Here is a 19942-nt window from a genome sequence, read left to right as displayed (position 1 = left end):
TTCAGCCTGAGCTAATAGCGGACCAAGGTACCTGCACCTGTGGTCTTAAAAGTTTTACCCTTGCTTTTTTTCTGATGTCAGTGCGCCCAGTATAAAAATTGCAGATACAAAAATAATTAGTGAAAAAATTACGCTATAAAAAAGTAATTTCCCGCCGACAAAGAAGAAAGTAAAAAATAAGGCTATCTGAATCAATGCTAATAAAAACTTTAATATTCCATTAAACTTGCTCTCTTCATTTCTGATCGCAGCAAAATTGGTAACCCCCATCCACACCAGTAAAACACTTGCTATCATATACATAATCGATGGTAAAAATACATTGTTAAAAAAATTATGTGATTGATTGTCAGCAAAAATATTATTAAATTCAGTGGAAATGAACATCGATAATGACATGTCTGATAAATTTATAGCCAATTGTTGTGCTCCGATCACCAAACCTGAACAAATAATAATAAGTAATAATTGAGCTGGATTAGTACCAAATAATCTCATTCCGTACTCAATCAAGCAAATCTCCCCTTTTATTTGATAATGTATGAACGGAGAGTGGAAAATAGTACAAAGGTATCGCTTTTTTATCGTTGGTAAATAGAATGGCAATGTGTGGTAAATTACTTGGCAATCAGTGGTAAGAGCATGCATGGCAGGGAGGGGGTAATAAATGATCACAGTCAATGAAATGTACCATCTGCGACATATATAATGAGTTTGCGCACAAAGCACAAACTCATTATACTAGAAAAAGCAAATCAAAAGATGGTACATGCAGAATATACATCAATTAACTTAAGCAGTTTCTCCTAACTGAAATAATTCTTTCGTTCCAATAAGCGAAAACTCCGACGCATTATCTTTGCTGATTAACTGGAGCCTTTCAAGTTGACTCGTTATTAACTCCTTATTGTTAAAAGCAACAAGAAATATACAATAGGAGATATCGTTCTCATTAAGTTTTTCCGCTAATAACCTTAAGTAGCCAATATCTTTTGTACGAAATGCATGCGGCTGCAACTTAACTTCAGCAAATTCACCCTCATGGCCATCCCAAAAACCTGCGTCCACCGATTGACGTGGTTTGTCAATATCCTCTTCTGTCTCAAAAGGATTATCAGGTTTGTAATAGACCGCCTTGTTATTAATTAGCACTTTTACACCGTAGTCGATGTGACAATTATCTTTGCTCTCGTGTCTTTTGTTAAAAATTTTCTCAAATAATTTTTCAGGTACAAGCCCTCGCATTTTTTTGATTTCGTCGTCTGTCTGACATGTTTCAAAGAAAAGATGACAGAAATCTCTCAATTTCTTTATGTCTGGGGGTGCCTTTTTTTCGTTTTTTATCAGCTTGGAAAAAAACTTCTGATTAAATGGTTTATAGTCGTGAAAGGATACGGGAGTACTTGTCCGCATGAATTCCACAAAAATACCCAATATGGATGGAGAAGCGTTGAATAAAAATAACGCAAAATCATCCGCCACTTTTTCCAGTTGGGGATAATCATAGTCTGATTTTACAAAGGTAACTTTATCAATATTCATTTATGCGTCCCCATTATCGCTTTTATGGTTATTAGCAGAAAGGGATTGTATAACATCCATTGTTGGGATATGAACTGGAGGAATATCCATCAATGAGGTTAAATGTGCAATCACACTTCTGGAATAAGGTAGAAGCTGCGGGACTATTTGAGCATCTACATATTCTTCCATCTGTGCCGGATCCAATTCTGTTGTTTGAAATTCACCACTATAAACAACTTCAATATTCATTACAACTTCTTCGGTTTCCCTGTTTTTACATTGAATAATGGTTTTCAAAAAGCCTTTATATGTACGTTCGTCAATATATTCATATCGTCTGCCAAAATTAACCTGGTTTGTACATTGATCTTCGGGTATTTCTTGAAATCTCTCGATGTGTATATCCTCAAGCCGGGCTTCGGTCATTTGAAATTTCATTTTAATAAATTTATAATACTCAAATTCGTTTTCCTGAACCATACTGATTCCCCCTTTTCTCCAAATTATAACAAAAGTCCTGCTGGGTTTCCAGCAGGACTTTTGCTTTCAATGATAATCCATTGGGATGGAATAGTATGATCAATTTTTGGCAAATTAATTGGAATAGATTCTTCTGTAAAAGAAGATTCGTAGTCTTGCTTTTCCTTTACCGTTGCTGCTTCCTCTGATATCGCGCCAACAAATTCATCAATTTGAGATAAAGTATCGGCAATGGAAGTAAATAAACTATCTGCAATTTGACTCTCTGCATCCAATTCCAGTAACATCTTCCGGTATTCTAACAAATCATGCAGCTCTTCAGAATTTGGCAAACTTGATTGAGCAATCCTTTTCATTTTTTCAAGCCCATGTTCATCTAACCAGTCCCAAAAATAAGCTGTCTCATTGTCTTGACTTCTTTTTTCCTCAATTAACTTATGAATATCATGGTATTGATTAAAGTTGATTATCAATAGATCGTCTAGTGTTTGGAATATTTGCTCCATTAATCCATTCATTTTCTTATCAGCATCCGAAACTATTCTTTGTTGAACTCCTATGAAACGTTCTAAGTTATTAATCATAGAAAGCTCCTCCTTATATTGAAATCTCTATTATATGTATTCCTGAATTCTTATAATAACAAACATGAAGCTAACCCACAACGAATTACACAGAAAAATTTTTCTGGTAATTTTCTTGTACTATTAGAATTGCCGTATTTTGCAGCACTTAAACGTATACCTTCCTCTGAATAAACAACGGGCTATTTCTATATTTTGATTTGCCGTTATGTAGCGAGAACACCTTTAATTAAAAATATGACGTTGGAATGTAACATATTCATAAAATAAAAATGCGTGCATGCTGTTCTTAGGTTATATCCCTATGTCTTAGCGTTTGTTCTCTTTCAAAACATGGAAGGTATATACGCCATTGGATGTGTTTTTTAAATCCCCGTGTTTAATAACTGAATCATAACCTGTTTAATTTTTATATCGGCTAAAAAAATTATGTTTTAATTTGTTAATCAAATTCAGCTGCTGACCCCATTTTAATAACAAAACCATGCACAGCTTGCACCAGGTCACAAGATTTAGACACTTTATATAACTATAATCGAACAATCAACCAGAAAAGGAGCATAAGATAAAAATATTTTTAAATCATGCCGCTTAATTCATTTATCCCTCGATTGTATAAGTGAGAAGGTGTTTTAACTAATATGATACCTCATTATATACATATTCGACTTAAACTACAGAACTCCTTCTTTTCAAATAAAAAAATTAAGAGAATTTATATGATCTTCCTGCCCGGATATTTCTGCACCTTCTCCAGTTCACATATGTGAATTCCAGGACCCTCCGCCCAACCGGGTTGAGTGCGCATACTTAGTGAAATAGTCGTATCCCGGATAAGACAAAAAATTCGAGCCTGTCATTGAACCGACATTGAATTTGTTCTTCTTCAATATCTTTATTTTAACTGAATTAAATTTAAAAGAATTCAAATAAAAAATTTTTAGTTTTAAATTTTTTAAATCAAAACATACTATTATTGCTTTCCGAATATAACTATACGAAACACATTCTTTTTAGGGAAAGGTGATCTTAAAATGAAAGATAAATTTGATTTAATAGCTATTAAAGAAATACGTTCTCAGCTAGAATGGATTCAAGCAAAAGCTATTCAGCATTATCATGATGATCCAGAGGCTTTTGACACAATTGACCATTTAGCAAGGGTGGCAGGGATGTTCGCAAGTGTAACAGAACAGTATATCGAAAATGACTATATCGAAACAGGAAACCCTCAAAATTATATACGAGCAAAATTATCAACAGCATATGATAACGTAAAAAGTTACAATGATGAAAAAAACAAACAAAAAAATCCTAATGCCATTACATGGGAGCTGTGAATTCAATGGGAATGTTTCAGAAAGCAAGCTCTGTACACAACCAGGAGCACCAACCAAGAGAAAATTATGCCCACCGACAGGCGCAATTTTCTTCGCTCGTTTTGCTTTCTGATGTCCTAATACATGTTTGAATTTTCATAGTCAGGAGGCTTCATCTCTATGGCTGCTTTTATCTCAAATAGTCTCTTATTCTTATTCAAATCAGCATTCCCTAGATATATAACCACCATCAATAATTCAATTCCACTCAATCAATCATTAACACAACCCGGAAAATTACTGAGCAGTCTGCCCTCCATCAACAGGCAGATTCACGCCCGTAATATATGCAGCTTTATCCGAACATAGCCACACTGCTGCGTTTGCCTGGTCTTCCGGTTTACCAATTCGACCTATTGGAATAGCTTGCTTCACCTGTTCTGCTTGCTCTGGAGCGCCTTTTTCCCATTGTTCCACAGCAGATGTTAATGTCATCCCAGGGCAGATTGAATTGACGCGAATGCCCTGTTTGCCATATTCGAGTGCAACAGACTTGGTCAGGCCGTTTACTGCCCATTTGGAGGAACTGTATCCTGCCATGTTCTGAACCCCTACTAATCCTACGGTAGGATTCTGGTTTTTTATTCGATGTGTCTTGTTTTAACATCTGCCGCTACTAACAGTTCATACAAAGAGGATATCACTGTTCTAGATTGAATCAATGTTTGCAGACTTCCAAACTTTTTAATTTCTCGTATTTCGCTAAAGGTAAAATATACCTCAGTTTTAGCTCTTGATAAAGCAACAAAAAATGCTCTCATATCTGAATCTGATTGGCTTGTAAAACTCCAAAAAGCATTATCTTCCAAGCCAATGAAAAATACGCATTCATACTCCAATCCTTTACTCTTGTGTATAGTCATAACTGGTATGCTAAATTCTCCCATAAAATCCAATATTGTTTTATCCCAGCGGCCATAATTTATAAAAGACTCTGTAATTTTTTCATGAAAATTGTCTCTTGTTATCTTTAAAAGATCCCCAACTGAATATTTTGGATACCGCGTTTTTAAATTTATTAATCCAAAATATCCAACTATCTCATCCAACATCTTTGGAATTTCTTTTTGCACATTATCTTCATTATGTTCATGCATGTTTACTCTTATTTGTTTAATAAATCCTCCTAATTCCTCTTCCATTCTCCACATTTCTTCAATATCTCCATTTGGATCAACTCCATTTATCTCTGATAAAAAAATGATAATTTCTTGCCACCTGCTAGAAGAGTTTTTAAATGCAGCAACATGCAGTACATTCATTATTAATTGCACATATTCTTGTGATAGCAATTCTTGAAATTCCTTTTCAATTCTTGATTGTATCCCCACCTTTTTGAATTCATTTATTAACAATTTTGCATAAATGTCTTCCTGCTGCTTAACTATTATGCAAATATCACGTGGATTTAGTGTGTTAAGCTTTTCTTCTATGTATTGTGCAATGTATTTAGCTTCCTGTTTGTAATCCTGAAATGTCCAAACCTCACATAATCCATCATCCTCATCCCATTTATCTGTGCATTTTACTTTGACAGCTTTATCATTAATTGCTCGCGAAAGAATATTTTGGACCTCTATTAATTTCGGGGCAGAACGATGGTTAATAACCAATTGATAAGATTGGGCGTTAAAATCTGATAAAAAATCCTCAAATGAATTCGCCATAGCTCCTGCCCATCCCATAATTCTTTGTTTATCATCGCCAACTGCTGTTAAAATAGAATTTGATTCTAGAAATATTGTTTTTAAAATATCATATTGAACATATGTAGTGTCCTGGAATTCATCCAAGAAAACATGGCTGTATGTCATGTCTAACGCTGACTTAATATAATGATTTTGTTTTATTATGTATTCTGCAAGACGCGAAATCATTGGAAAAGTTAAAGAGCTATCTAAGGAAAGAAATCCTTTTATCATAATCTTCCACATTCGATTTGTAACCCAATTGTATAAACTTCCGGGTTCTTCCACAAGAGGTAACTGATTTTTTGTTAAAAATTGTGTTAGACGCTTACCTTCTATTTCATATTGCCAATTCGGATGAGCGGGATTTTTATCTTTCACATACCCTTTCGCAATATCCATCAATACCCTATTTTGAAATACTAATTTATAATCTAGGTTTGGTTGATATTCCTCTGGTAGCACGAGTCTGAATCGATCTAATATTGACTTTGCAAAAGAATCAAAGGTTTTGGATTCGAATCTTCTTGCTAACTTTTTTCCGACCCTTTTTTCAACCCTTTTTTGCAAATTATCAGCAGCATCAACCTTAAAGCTAATAGCAAGTATTTTTTGTGGATTCTTACATTGACCCGTTTCCAGCAAATAAGATGCCCGTTGAGCTAGCAGTTCGGTTTTACCCGCCCCAGGTCCCGCGATTACTAATGTGTTTTTCGAACTTTTCACCGCCTTTTCTGCAGCCGATTCAAGGGTTATACCAGCAGATGGCTTCCAAGATCGATTAGTTATCATTATGTCTCCTCACTATCTAACTATCCCTTTAATATGATTAACCATTCTCTCAAATACTTTAGGACAGTTTTTTAACAAAATATCGTCACTCGTTGCAGTGAGCATTTCAATATGCGTGCTTGGCTTTCCTCTCCCTAAAAACAATGAATTATACCATACCATTAATTCATGCTGTACACCTGTGTAACTTTTACCTGTGGCATTTTCATTTTTTAAGGTAGATCGGATTGATGCCATAATCTTCTTACTATACTCATCAGGATCATCACACTTCTTTGGTAATCTAGGACCATATTTCATTATCTTTTTATAAGAGTCAGGAAAATGTTCTAACATAAGAAAATCTATGTCTAAGGGACTTGAAAAAAAGACTCCATAATCTTCCAATCTGTTTATCCAGGAAAATAATACCTCATTAGTTGTAACCCTATCACCCATTTCATTCAATTCATCGTCCGTCAAAGTCCCATTTTTAACTTTCAATAGCTTATATTTATCGTAGCCATTTTCAATTAACTGGTTTAGCACATATTTTATTCGATGCCATCCACCTCCACCACGTTCAACATCTAGGTCTAACAGGGTTATGTGTGGAATATGAAGTTGATTTAGCAATTTCCACATATGGTTTACATGTCTGCCACCTAAAGGAACTACGGATATTCCGGATTCAAAAGAAGATATTTCTTTAATTTCTAGAAACTTAGGAATAATAATCTCCTCTGTATCTCCTTCACCCAGAATAACAAGTTTAGCAAAATATATCTCTGGATAAGCCCTAACTGCCTCTTTAACATAAGTATAAGCTTCGGAACTCTTATCAGGCAATTTTATCTTGTTAGCAACTGTTGTACCTGATAATACATCAATTCTCAAATGGCAAATATTCTCTGGGGAAATATTTTTCACTATTGATTCACTATGTGATGTTAATAAGACTTGTGCATTATTCCTATTTGATATGTTATGAAGGTTCTCTACAACCTTCCCTAGTAAATGTGGAGAAATATGGTTTTCCGGCTCTTCTACTGCTAGAACCGTAAGTGCTATATCCGTCTCTGATAATTTTTCCTCAGTCTCCAGTAATGAGGAAACTAAAGATAGATAAAACAACGATTGCAACCCGTCCCCTAACTTATCAACAGTGTAAGTTTTTACTTCAAGAAACGATGAAAATTGTATTTCAATCTTATTGAGCATCGATATTAAAGTTGTACTACTAAATGCGAGTTCAGCTTCATTATAACGTAAATCACTATGATATTTTCGCCATTGTTCACCAATTATATCTTTTATTTGACCTACCCCTTCAATATTATTAAATAAATGATCAACTGGTGCCATTTCATTCTTTATTTGTTGATCCATATCCTCTGGCCAGCTCACGTTGTTTAATATTCTTGAAAATATGGTACCTGATGCGTTTTTTAATTGTTTTAGGGGCTGTCTGATAGCTGGTACATATATCATTTGTATCTTTGAACGTTGATGCGGTAAAACGGGACTGAGTGATTCGTCATTTTCTTCTTCTCCTTCAGGAATGTTAACAAAATATAACTTTTGATCGATGTCTCCATCGGGAGTATTATCTGAATACCAATTTCCTACTAGTCTCATTCTTATATATGGTTTTTTTGAAGTAGAATCTATTGTAAAACGGGTAAAGAAGGGAGGAACACTGTTTTTTCCCTCATTTTTGTCGGATTCTTCCAATTCAGGAAACTCAATTTTAACCTCTATGTGCAGATTTAATTCCTTAACTTGGTGAATATCTGTATTGTCGTTTATAAAGAAATCTTCTTTCACTAATCTACGTTCACTCTGGGTTACTCCAAAAATTTTTTGTAGTGCTTGAAGTGCTGCAGTTTTCCCTGAACTGTTAGCGCCAATAAAAGTGCTTAAATCGGATAAGTCTATAACTTTTTCCTTACTACCAAAACTCCGGAAATTCTTTATTTTAATTGATGTGATTTTCAAAGCAACGCCCTCCTGATATGGCCCCCTTAACACAAGGGCATCTTCTACTAAAATAAATTTATTACTATATTACTATTTTCGCAAAAAATAATAGGGTGCTTTCGGTCCCACTATTCCGTCGCTTGCCATTACCAATAGAAATAATTACACATGCTGATATCAGTAAATAAAAAAGTGTTACAATCCAGGTCCAATTACATTAAAAGACTTATTCTTCCCATGATTCTTTGAAGCCCACCACTTGCTTCTCTTTAACCTAATAGGAGTGAGATCTGAGGGTAGGATCACTTCTATTTTTCTATTTATTGCGAAAGATACCTGTCTAATGTCTTAATAAACATTTGCCAATGGTGAGCATTCGCTTCTAAGGAAAGCAATAGATTGTCACTTATAAAATCGATAGTATGTATTTTTCTCGTCTTATATTAAGTATAGGCGTCTGAACGTTATCAGGTAATACATCTCCATTGTTGGGCTCTATCCTTCCCGACCGAATGGATCTATTACCGTTGATTTATCCATATTAATGGCATCTATAGAGGAGATCTTGGATTTAACATTATTAGTCCTTCCTTTTAATACAATTTTACTATCTTCATCTTTTTCTAATGAGGATTGATCTGGTTGCTTTTTTCCCTTGGAGAACTTTTCCTCTGAATAAGAATACATCTTAAAATATCCTTTATGAACAAAACTGTAGGCAAAAATATTGGAAATACCATATTCCTTATATATGTCAGGATTGCCTATCTTTTCAATGGCGGATCCGAAATATGGCAAAGGTAAATTATCTCATGTCTTTATTAATTTTTTGCTGCATGTATTACATCCAATCACCGTTTTGATAGGGAGTTTTTTAGAAAAACATCACCCAGTCACCGATTGACAGAGTGGTGTTTTTCTATCTACCTGATCTCACAGATCTAGAGTATTATACTAAGTTATACTAAGATAAATTCGCATAAAAATGCCGTGCTTACTTTTTACACGTGCTTAGTTTTATTAATTTCATTTATTAGATAGTTACCGTCTCTAAACTCTTCAACTAAATGAACATTCTCTAAACCTTGTCTCTCCCAAATTTCTGGGGGGATATGTTCCACTATTATCATTTGAAATGAATCCTTTCTTTCAAGTACTTTTTCCATAAAATAATTAAGGACTTTAAATGCAATAGATATCTTTTCCCTATCAGTACCTTTTATTTCTTGATTATCTTTTGGTTTGCCATCATCATAATACGGCCTACTGGGCTGGTCTAAGAAGAGAAAACTTGGAACATATGGTGATTTAACTTGTAATAGTAAATCATGCAACCCAAGAAACAAGCATATATGTAAAAACAAGTCATTTGAACTACTACCAACAGTATTAATAATATTAGGTGTCTTTGGTTCCCTTAATTTAAGGGTTTTATCGGAGTAGTTAAAAACAGCCTTATAGCCTGCATAATTGTCGAGAGCTTTGCTGCTTCTGTCTAGGTATTCTTGTATTAATTCTTCCAACCAAGTTATTATTGAATTTTTTTTATCTTCATGGGAGGTTAAACCTATACTAAGTTCCTCTATTTCTCCCTCTACTTCTTTAATTCCCTCATTATAATCTGTGTAAAGAGTTTTATCATCAAAAAGGTCAAGTTTGGCTTTAACCTCTCCTAAAGTTACAAGTCTATTAAAATATTCGTGTGCGGGTTCTTCTTCCCTATCAAATAGAAGTAAATTACCCTCTACTTCTCCAAGTAGTTTTTTATTAATTAATATCTCCTCATCTACTTTAATTGAGATAGGAGATTTTTTACTAATTTTACCTTTTATTTTTTTAAGTTGTACTTCCAATTGATTAATAAACCTATTTGTAATTTCATCTGAAATTAATTCAGACTGATTATCTAAGACAAACTCAATGGGTTTTAAACTGTCAAGATTCATATTTAATGCCTTCTTATATTCTGAGTACTCTTTGTTAAAGTTCTCTAGATTTCTAATTTTTCTTTTTAACGTTGTTCGCATATTATAAAGTTCATCATGTTCGCTATTTTTATTGTTATCGCTTTCCCTAAAGGTTTCAATTGGTTTCTCTCTAAGTAGTTTCAATTGTTCATATGCATCTGTAAAATCACTAATATTTTCATCAATCAATGAGTATTTCTTCGCCTTTCTAACTAATTCTGATATTTCCTCATAAAATAGGTTTAGTTCTGTATTTATTGATTCTTGTTTTCTTTCTAATCTTGTTTTACGTTTGTTTAATTCATTAATTTTCTCCCTTACCAAAGTTTCTTCAATAGTATCAATTGTTAAAGACATATCAAAAATTCTATCCAATGCTTCTGAGTATTTTGTTTCCGAATGTGTTGGAAAAAATATTTCATCATTAATTATAATATTTTGAGTTTGTGCGTTAAACAACAAAAAATATCTAAACGAAACTTTGCTTCCCTTTTTAATAACCTTTCCACCATAAGGTATCTTCACATTACTATCAATAGAGAATTCAGACTCTAGTATTTTTTTTATACCTTTACTCCTTATATTGTCTTCAGGGAAATCCGGTATTTCACCATCGCCAGAGAAATAAAACAATTTCGCGCTTTCTTTTTTAGCTAAAAATGAATTTCGGCCAATTGTATATACTTTTTCATTTAATTCTATCCTTATTCCATACCAGGCAATATTTTCACCAATTGTTTTTTCAGGTATACCAAATTTATCAGACTTTAGTAGGCAATAATCGATGATGGACCAGATTGCTGTCTTACCCGTTCCACTTCCCCCTGTTATTACATTTATTTTATTTTTTTGAAATGACAAGTTTCTAATAGTTCCATTTTCACACCATAAAATTATATTCCTTATATTAAAATTCATAATTCCACCCTTAATTGTAAATATAGATAATAATCACTGGATTTCAATATATTATTTACATTATCAACTGACTTATAAACTTTATTTCCTCTTTTCCCTAGTTTCTTTTTATCAAGTTGTATTTCTCCTATTCTAATAACGTTACCTTCTTCAATTTTTATCAGTTCCAATTTTTCTAGTAAGTAGAGGCAATTTAGAGTTACAGGTAACATACTTATGAATCTTTTATTAAAATTTGATATGTAGATAGATTTATCCGATATTAGCTGATCAACACTTTTAATTCTTACATTCTTCCTTTGAAGGTAATTCATAGTTGGATCATGCAGAATTAATGGAAGTATAAGCATAGCTTTTGAAATTGACAGTTTCCTGTTCAGTTTCAAAATTGAACTTATCGCAACTAATCCGATAGCCTCATTATTATATGAATAATAACTATCAGCATTTAAGATCTTCACCTATATCTATCCTCCCATTCCACTTTCCAACCTATTTCCTTATTATTTGACATATGATAATAATTTCCATTACTCATATCAGATGTAAGCGTTGTCCCATCAACTTGCAAATTAATATCTCTTGTATCATCTAAACAATTCAAAGCTGCGTCAATAAGTTTTTGTTCTTGATCAGGAGTTTTTTGCAATCCATTAATCTTTCTAGTTCTTCTATGGCTCCTTTTATGGATACTATGCCATCGATTATAACTATCTTCCCAAAACCTTTTCTGATCAATTTCAGTTAAATGCCCCTCAGTAAGCCATTGGTTCAAGTTGTTTTTTAATTTTAACATTTGACTATTATACCTAATCATTTCTGTATGATCATCTATGTCTATATCGTTAATTTCAATCAATTCTTGAATGAATGGTAAGTCCTTTAGCTCTTGAACATTATCTATATACGTATCTATCTCTCTTTGTGGTAAAATATTCCTTCTAGCATCTTCAAAGCACTTTTGTAGTTTTTTTGTAGCCATTTCTTTAGAAATTATTATTTTTTTTCCCTTTTTTACCACATCATATTTCCATAATCTCAGATTTCCTTCAATACACGTAAATACATCCTTAACACGCTCTTCAGATACGTAATTATCCTTAATTTTATATTCAATCATTTCAATTAAATCTTCAAGTGATAAATCAAACTTTATTTTTTTTAAAAAAAGAGCTAACAATTTTTTTTCAGTTTTAAGTACATATCTGATTTCCTCTTTAATATTTGAACTTTTTGTCTTATCAATAAGTTCCTTCATGTATAAATAAACATTTTCAAAATGGATTTCGTCTTCATTATATTTTTTAATTTTATTCAGAAATCGATTACGCTTGCTATCATTTTTATTGGTAGCTATCAGAAATGATGTATTAGCCAAAAATGAAATTGGATCATCTTTTTCTATTATTAGGTTTAACCAATTACGAAGTGTCTTCCACAAATCTATATCGAGTTCTGTGAGATTAGCCGCTCCTCCATCTGAGTTAACTTTTAAAGTGTGTTTGACCTGAACTAATTCATCCGTTCCATCAATATTTTCTATATGAACATCATCTTTAACTTCATAACCAATACTTTCATCCTTTTTTAATTTTAATAGACGGTATATAAAATAATAATGTTGATATTCAAATCCAACGGAAGTTCTATCTGCAGCAGTAACTTCTTCGTAACTTTTACTCATATATCAAAAGTCCTCCTACAACATTAATAAAGTATTAATCTACTATTTAATAGATTGTTACCATTTAAGTGGCTATCGATTATAAAAAAATAATTATTGAGACTCAAATAGAAAATACTCATCTAAATATTTATTCTTACTTGGAAAACCAGAATCTATTAAATCTGCCAATTTTATAGATTGGCCGGAATCACCCAGTGTATATCTGCACATATGTATCAATTTTTCCTTTTCAATTGGCAGTTTACTTACTTGAAATTCCTCATATAAATTAAACAACTCACCAATTACTCCAAGTATAATAGCGGTTTCACTTGTATAAATTAATTTTGATTGCTCTTTGATAGAGTCTCTTTGAAAGTAACCTTTAAAGTTTTCTACCTCTAAATTAAAATCCAACTGTTTATAACCTTCAAAAGAATAGTTTTCGAGATTTCTGTGATCCGATAGATGCTGTGGATAACTATAGGTCATTTTAGTGATATCAATTTCTTCTGTATGTAATTCCGAATACTTTCTCCAGATATAACCATGTGAACCACCGCTACCTAAATTATTAATAATCATTAGCTTTCCTTCGTTTATAAATGGATTAATATTAATTTCAATGCCATATTTTGCATGACTAGGTATAAACCTACCATTTTTATTTATATTTCTATGATATCCTTTACTATTAACTAATTTATAAATCTCTTCAACGAAGTTATTACTGCTCCCAGTAACTATGTATCTAGACTTTCCTACTAAGGTAATAATACTGTTTGCTAAATACAATTTAGCATAATATGCTGTTATCTCTATCCAATGTTGAAGTCCACCATCAAAAAGTTTCAAGGCACATAGGTAATTATAAAAAGATTTATAGAAATTAAACAACGATTCATGTAACAACAATGCTTTAAAATAATCTAAATCCTGTTGATCTAATTCAATCTCAATCTGATTGTTATTGTAAGATCTTTTGAATAAATCAACATTTGAAGGATAGACATTTTTTATAAAAAGTGGCACATTCCATTCGCTAGGTCTAGGGGCGATACCTCTGACAGATAAACTTGTAGTGGTATAGTCTGTTTCTCTATAAAAGTCAATTAAACTCTTTCTCTTCATAATTGCTCCTTATTTTATTATTCTTGTAATTTTTTATAAAAAATCAGAAGTCAACAAATAAAGGTTTAAGTTTAGCTTCTGATTGTCTAGTTTGAATTTCAGTTATAATGGTAGTGCATAGTCATTAATAAAATAATTTAAAATGGCCTCAATACTATTTTGTAACTAATGGCTAAAATTGTCAATAAAATTGCCATTTTGGCAAGTAAGATCTCATATAAATCGAGATTGAAACTAAATAACGATAAAAAAGGGATCTTACGATCCCTAAACTACCCCCCCCATAAATACCCAACATACCAATCCGCAAACCTCCGCAGCCCTTGATCAATCGAGGTCTCTGGCTTAAATCCTACCGCCTGCTACAGCAGATCAGTTGATGCATAGGTTGCTGGTACATCGCCTGGCTTAATAGGCTCAATCTCCTTCTTAAATTCTACCTCCCTGCCCAAAGCACCACTCAGGGCATTCCTCAGCGCGTGGATGAATACCATCAGCTTCTCTGGACTGTTGTTGCCGATGTTAAGCGGCACGTCAGCCTCAGGCGGCAATCCAATAAGCCGTTCCATTCCTTCAACGATGTCATCGATATAGGTGAAATCTCGATATAGGTCCTTCCCGAAGTCAAGCCGTTGTTGAATATCTTAATTGATTCGTCGGCGAAATATTTATCGGTGAATCCGAAGTATGCCATGTCTGGTCTGCCCATTGGTCCGTAGACGATAAAGAAGAGCAGGCCGGTTGCTGGGATCTTGTACAGGTGGCTGTATGTATGAGCCATCAGTTCATTGTACTTCTTCGTGGATGTGTAGAGGGAGACGAGATGGTCCTCGAAACAGATCCCCTCTTTACTAAGACCCCACCCCCACAATCATCTCATGCACTTTCGCTACCTCTTCATCCGGAACGATATAATAATAGGTGCCATCAATTGTCGTACCGCTTCCTTGCATCATGTAACTTACAGCGTTATGTCTTACGCTATTGTAGTTCAATAGCAGATTGCGCATGTCGGCAAAATCCATGTTTGTGGACATGTTATTACCCAGTACATCGATCATATCGTCAAGTTTATTAACGGAGGCTATGTTGGCTCCCTTATCTATTACTGCTTGGATGACTTGGCGCTGTCTCTCCGTTCTTCCGAAGTCACCATCTGGGTCTTGATAGCGCATTCTCACATATTTCATCGTTTGTGGTCCATTTAAGGTGATTTCGCCCTTTTTGAAATGATATCCACCGTCATGCCAATCAAGATCGTTATTTACGGTTATTCCACCAACTGCGTCCACCATATCTGCTAAGCCTTCCATGTTCATTTCGACATAGTAGTCCAGTTCGATATCCAGTAAACTTTCAACGGTAGAAATAGACATGTCGGTTCCGCCAAATGCATAAGCATGGTTTATCTTGTCCTCAAATCCCTTCCCTACCATAGTAGTTCGTGTATCACGGGGGATGCTAACCAATTGCATTTTATCATTCTTTGGATCCAGGGATAATACCATCAATGCATCTGAACGTCCGGTATCATTGGCACGCTTGTCGACTCCTAGCAGCAAAATGTTCAATGGTTCCTGTTCACTTACCTTTTGCTTGGTCACTTTTGGATCAATTTCCGTTACTTTTTGATGCATCTGCTCATTAACCGTTACCTTTGCATTATCATAAATAGAATAGGCATATATCGCAGCACTCCCTGCTAAAACGAACATTACACCGAGTGTGATTAATGTTATTTTCAGCCAAAGGCGTTTTGGTTTTTTAAGTTGGGTTGATCTCTTTCCAGTCATTTTTATCGTCCTTTATTAGTATGTAAATGTACCAGCATTCGAATTAATCAGTTCGCTGGACGTAAGAGTAAGATGAGATTGGTCACGAAATCGGGTTCTTGAAAACTCTAAATATAGACATCTGGGTTCTCAATTGAATATCGCTCCCTGCTTGAGCAGCCAGATTTACCAAAATGTTTGGCTTGTAATCCTCAAGATTCCTGCCTCAATTCGTAATATACACTTTCTGCAAATAACTCCCAACCACCAAACCGACTCCAATCCCCAACACATTAGCTGCAACATCATACAAATCCCCGCCCCTGCCGAAGTAAACTTGCAGCACCTCTGTCAGGAATGCGTAAGTGACAGCAAGGATGAGGACATGTCCAACCTCGCGAAAAACTGCCATTAATAAGAAGGTGAGGACCAGCAACATGATGAAATGGCCTATGAGTTCCAGCATGCTTGCTTGGACGAGTGGCTAGAGCTGCAGGAACGTTTCCCAGTTCGGGGTTGGATCGAAATCAAAAAAAATCTTCCAATCTCTATAGAATACAAATACATTTTCCGTGCAAGTGGAGATAAATATAAACACTGCCCATAATATCAGTAAATAACACATCGAAGGGAAAGAAAGAGGTTACCTGTCTACTTTCCCTTTTATCTGATTTGGTCATTACTTCCGCCTATATCCTGACAGCATAGACTGTCTAATTGGCCACATATTATTGTCTCGGTAACAAGGTAGTAACTACTCAATAATTTTTATAACATCATCAATAGCAATATTTTTTCCTAGACCTTGTGTCTTTAAAATTGCATCATCTATATAACCTTTATATCTTTCTATATTAAAATTTTGAGCAATTATTAATAACCTTTCCTCTGGCCTTGAAATCGCAACATAATGCAGAAAGTTGATTCCATCCCCAGAAGAAAAATTATAATCTCCAGCATTTATAATCACTTGTTCGAATTCAAGTCCTTTTGACGAATGAATAGTACCTGATGTTAATTCATATGAGTCTTGGTTGTAGGTAGGAGTGTATCTTTTATCATTTACTACGTCGTATAATCTTTCAATTTCATTAATAATTTTTTCAACAGTATTGTTATAACCAAGATATGAGTATAGGTTTAAACAATCATTTCGGAATTGTTCTAATGCGTTTTTTGCATTCATTATATTAACTAGTCTTTTTCTAATTTCAGAAATCCTGTAAGCCTCAGGCATTGGAATTTCATCCATAAAATCATACTCGCTATATCTATGTTGTAGTAAATAATGAGCTATAGATCTTACTATCCATATATGTTCACTTTCAAGATTAGTACGATCTAAAGGTGAGCCAGGTATAAAAACAAATGGGATCCCCACATTATTTAAATGTTGACTCCACCTTTCTGCATTGGCATTACTAAAGTTTAAAAAGGCGCATTTCTTATTAACATCAAGCCAACTATTAATATATTCAGCTGCTTCATGTTCATTATTATATTTATATAGAATCACCTCATTATTAAACTCAGTATAGTGATAATGTTTTCTTACTTCTTCCATAAATATATTCGAATAATTTTGGATAACTCTGTTTGATCTAAAGTTATGATATAGCTCAAAATCATTGAAAACCTCTTTTTCCATCAACTCTTTAAATCCATCACTATATGCTCCTCGCCATCTATATATGGATTGCTTAGAATCACCAACGATGAATAGAGGGATTTTAAGTTCGTCACTTAAATACATAAAAAAATTATGCATGTCAACATCACTATCTTGATACTCATCAACATATAATCGATAATATTTAGATTTTAAATATCTCCTGCAGGAATGTGACTTCTTTATTATTTTAAGCGCCAACTGAAATGCAAAGTTCTCTCTCACATTACTATATTTGCACATTAAGCTTGTATTTCTAACCTTTTCAATCCCTTGTTGAAAAGTATTAATTTGATTTTCGTCGCTAAAGTCTGGTTTTATTTCTTTCTTAAAATCCTTACCAAAGACATCATACATAAACGGTTGAATAATCTCTAACCAAATAAAATTGTCATTCGTTCCAACAAAACCTTCTCCCTTTTTTGGTCCAAGTCTTTTTATAATTTCTTTTGAGGCTTTCCGGGTAAAAGTGATAGCTGCAAAGGTTTGGTAACCTTTATTTTCCTCCGAATCTTTGATAATACGTTCTATTGTAGTGTGTGTTTTTCCTGTGCCTGCGCTTGCACTTATCACAATATTTCCTTGGGCAGTAAGGATTTCATTTCTGATACCCTGATCTAACGGCAACATAATTCAACCAACACCTTTAAACATTTAAATCTTTCATTGTTATAAACCTTTGTTATTGTATGTTTACTTAGGTCCGTGCACAAATCAATCATGTTAATAAGTTTAGCGTTTTGTAAGAAGTCCACACCATTTTTAGAACTATTATTCCTTCTCGCGAGTCTATCCATCGCCCTTGGAATCACTTCATATAAATCATTCTCTAAATCAACTTCAGATAGGTAAATATGATTTCTTTCTAATCTTTTAATAGTGCCATTTAATTTGCTATATATAAATCTTTTTTGTTCAATCTTATAATTAGAATCATTTTCAAATCTATTAGTGTCAATATCTTTACTTGGAAACTCTTTTCTCTCAATAAGCCTCTGACATCTATTTACTCCAATGAGGTTACACTTAGGTCTGCTATTAACTTTTTTTAAATCATTATCTGTTTTCACTATTACCTTAATACCAAGTTCTGTCAAGACCTTATAATATTCGCTAAAATTAATTCCATCTACTTCCAGTATATAACCTCCAAAACTCTCATATCGCTCACACTTTTCATTTAAAATTCGTTCAAATAATGTTTTTTCAGATGGACCTTCAACAAGTAGGACCACATCTGCATAGATTGCTTCAGCCAAGTTTTGGTTCAACTTTTGTTTTAACGTTTTATATTTTTCTGGAACTTTGTAAACGTACGATCTTCCTATAATCTGAGTATTTTCTTTAAATAGTTTAATTAAATTTGCATTATCCATTTGACTAACGATTAAAGACGAATGAGTGGTCATAAATAAATACTTAAATAACTTATCAGAAAAAATTTGATAAGATAAGGATATTTGCATAGATCTATGTAAATGATTCTCTAACTCTTCAATTAAAAAAATATTTATTTTTCTATCTTCTAGCCTTCGATTTTCTAACGTAAAAAGCGTGTAAGCAAGAATCTTCTTTCTTCCATCCCCAGAAGTTGGATAATTTTCATGTCTTTCATCTTGTATATATGGCCTTAGTTTATCATGAATATTACTTAATTCAATCTCAGATTGGATAGAAACATTGAAATTTCTTTCGTCTTTAAATTTCTTGTATTCCTTAACTAATTCTTTTTTAAAAGATTTAATTGCTGAAAGCTGGCTTACATTCTTATTTAACCTGTTAATATTATTACCAAGTTTAGTTCTTTCTACGTCACTTAAACTTGATTCGTCCTTAAGTATTTCTTTCGAATATCGCTTAAATGTATTTTCCAACTGAATCGAAGAATCAATGTAAACCACATTAAAAAATTTATCAAGATCATAAAAAGTTTGGCTACTTGGAACTTCTTCTAGTTCTTCTAAGTCAGCACCCCAATAAAGATTGGGTTCACCTAAAAGAGTCTCGTCATCATATGTTGATTTAAGTTGAATATAAACTTCTTTCACATCTGAAGGTATTGATCCACCCATCATAGTATAAATTTTCTTGTTGTCATCATTTTCTTCTTCAGCAATATTAATTCTAAGTGTAATGGCTATTTCTTTCCCCGTGTCCTTATCGTAAAAGTCTGAATCCATAAAACCATTTCTTCTATAGTTTCTATCTAATAAAAAACGAATTGCACTTAAAAAGTTGCTTTTGCCTATATCATTCAAGCCAAACACAATATTACGGTTAGTCAAGTCTATAGATGCTTCTTCAAAGTTTCTGAAGTTTTGAATGGTTAAATGTTCAAAAATCATTATAATCCCCCAAAAATAATAGTTTACAAGCAAGATTTTTCATGACAAAAACTTCCTCATAAGATATT

At 33.4% G+C, this 19942-nt stretch carries 17 protein-coding genes and 2 pseudogenes; 1 reads left to right on the top strand and 18 read right to left on the bottom strand.

Annotation, left to right across the window (positions count from 1 at the left end; all coding sequences use genetic code 11):
- Nucleotides 1-54: 54 nt before the first annotated feature.
- From CEG13_RS02175 to CEG13_RS02160, 4 genes are all read right to left on the bottom strand, one after another.
- Nucleotides 55-513 (bottom strand): hypothetical protein, encoded by a 459-nt coding sequence (locus CEG13_RS02175; RefSeq protein WP_100010119.1) that lies wholly within the window; start codon nucleotides 511-513, stop codon nucleotides 55-57.
- Between the two features lie 279 nt (nucleotides 514-792).
- A complete protein-coding gene (locus CEG13_RS02170; RefSeq protein ID WP_100010118.1) occupies nucleotides 793-1542 on the bottom strand; it encodes a hypothetical protein in 750 nt (249 codons plus the stop codon).
- Nucleotides 1543-2004: a protein-export chaperone SecB gene (locus CEG13_RS02165; protein ID WP_100010117.1), complete on the bottom strand. Its 462-nt coding sequence runs from the start codon at nucleotides 2002-2004 to the stop codon at nucleotides 1543-1545.
- Between the two features lie 23 nt (nucleotides 2005-2027).
- A complete protein-coding gene (locus tag CEG13_RS02160) occupies nucleotides 2028-2588 on the bottom strand; it encodes a hypothetical protein (RefSeq protein WP_100010116.1) in 561 nt (186 codons plus the stop codon).
- Nucleotides 2589-3622: 1034 nt separating this feature from the next.
- On the opposite strand from CEG13_RS02160, the gene CEG13_RS18560 reads away from it, so the two are divergent.
- Nucleotides 3623-3928: a hypothetical protein gene (locus CEG13_RS18560; protein ID WP_143469644.1), complete on the top strand. Its 306-nt coding sequence runs from the start codon at nucleotides 3623-3625 to the stop codon at nucleotides 3926-3928.
- Here the strand turns inward: CEG13_RS18560 and CEG13_RS19195 are convergent.
- The 14 genes and pseudogenes from CEG13_RS19195 to CEG13_RS02090 all read right to left on the bottom strand — a co-directional run.
- Nucleotides 3845-4048 (bottom strand): annotated as a pseudogene (locus tag CEG13_RS19195) (ATP-binding protein); the annotation flags it as partial. The gene CEG13_RS18560 and the pseudogene CEG13_RS19195 sit on opposite strands and share 84 nt — an antisense overlap.
- Before the next feature lie 156 nt (nucleotides 4049-4204).
- Complete coding sequence (locus CEG13_RS02150) at nucleotides 4205-4552, bottom strand: SDR family NAD(P)-dependent oxidoreductase (protein ID WP_275661790.1); 348 nt, start codon at nucleotides 4550-4552, stop codon at nucleotides 4205-4207.
- On the bottom strand, nucleotides 4549-6447 hold the full coding sequence (locus tag CEG13_RS02145) for a UvrD-helicase domain-containing protein (protein WP_100010113.1): 1899 nt from the start codon (nucleotides 6445-6447) through the stop codon (nucleotides 4549-4551). Before CEG13_RS02145 ends, CEG13_RS02150 begins: the two co-directional genes overlap by 4 nt.
- Before the next feature lie 12 nt (nucleotides 6448-6459).
- On the bottom strand, nucleotides 6460-8424 hold the full coding sequence (locus tag CEG13_RS02140) for an ATP-dependent nuclease (protein WP_100010112.1): 1965 nt from the start codon (nucleotides 8422-8424) through the stop codon (nucleotides 6460-6462).
- A 477-nt stretch (nucleotides 8425-8901) separates the two neighbouring features.
- Nucleotides 8902-9204 (bottom strand): hypothetical protein, encoded by a 303-nt coding sequence (locus CEG13_RS02135; RefSeq protein WP_100010111.1) that lies wholly within the window; start codon nucleotides 9202-9204, stop codon nucleotides 8902-8904.
- Nucleotides 9205-9407: 203 nt separating this feature from the next.
- Nucleotides 9408-11291, bottom strand: a complete 1884-nt coding sequence (locus tag CEG13_RS02130) for a DUF3732 domain-containing protein (RefSeq protein ID WP_100010110.1) — start codon at nucleotides 11289-11291, stop codon at nucleotides 9408-9410.
- Nucleotides 11288-11752 (bottom strand): three component ABC system middle component, encoded by a 465-nt coding sequence (locus CEG13_RS02125; RefSeq protein ID WP_100010109.1) that lies wholly within the window; start codon nucleotides 11750-11752, stop codon nucleotides 11288-11290. The genes CEG13_RS02130 and CEG13_RS02125 overlap by 4 nt, the downstream gene beginning before the upstream one ends.
- Nucleotides 11749-12975: a hypothetical protein gene (locus CEG13_RS02120; protein WP_100010108.1), complete on the bottom strand. Its 1227-nt coding sequence runs from the start codon at nucleotides 12973-12975 to the stop codon at nucleotides 11749-11751. Before CEG13_RS02120 ends, CEG13_RS02125 begins: the two co-directional genes overlap by 4 nt.
- Before the next feature lie 93 nt (nucleotides 12976-13068).
- On the bottom strand, nucleotides 13069-14088 hold the full coding sequence (locus CEG13_RS02115; RefSeq protein WP_100010107.1) for a hypothetical protein: 1020 nt from the start codon (nucleotides 14086-14088) through the stop codon (nucleotides 13069-13071).
- Between the two features lie 272 nt (nucleotides 14089-14360).
- Nucleotides 14361-14923, bottom strand: a pseudogene (locus tag CEG13_RS02110) (NAD-dependent epimerase/dehydratase family protein); the annotation flags it as partial.
- A gap of 16 nt (nucleotides 14924-14939) precedes the next feature.
- Nucleotides 14940-15881, bottom strand: a complete 942-nt coding sequence (locus tag CEG13_RS02105; protein WP_100010106.1) for an LCP family glycopolymer transferase — start codon at nucleotides 15879-15881, stop codon at nucleotides 14940-14942.
- A 205-nt stretch (nucleotides 15882-16086) separates the two neighbouring features.
- Nucleotides 16087-16326: a VanZ family protein gene (locus CEG13_RS02100; protein WP_100010105.1), complete on the bottom strand. Its 240-nt coding sequence runs from the start codon at nucleotides 16324-16326 to the stop codon at nucleotides 16087-16089.
- 288 nt (nucleotides 16327-16614) lie between these two features.
- Nucleotides 16615-18159, bottom strand: a complete 1545-nt coding sequence (locus CEG13_RS02095) for a UvrD-helicase domain-containing protein (RefSeq protein WP_100010104.1) — start codon at nucleotides 18157-18159, stop codon at nucleotides 16615-16617.
- Entirely contained in the window at nucleotides 18147-19874 is a 1728-nt protein-coding gene (locus tag CEG13_RS02090) for an ATP-dependent nuclease (RefSeq protein ID WP_100010103.1), read from the bottom strand. The genes CEG13_RS02095 and CEG13_RS02090 overlap by 13 nt, the downstream gene beginning before the upstream one ends.
- Between the last annotated feature and the right edge of the window lie 68 nt (nucleotides 19875-19942).

It is taken from the genome of Lentibacillus sediminis (assembly GCF_002763455.1).
Taxonomy (GTDB): domain Bacteria; phylum Bacillota; class Bacilli; order Bacillales; family Amphibacillaceae; genus Lentibacillus_D; species Lentibacillus_D sediminis_A.
Note: the sequence above shows the minus strand (reverse complement) of the source record. Positions and strands in the feature narration are given on the sequence as shown.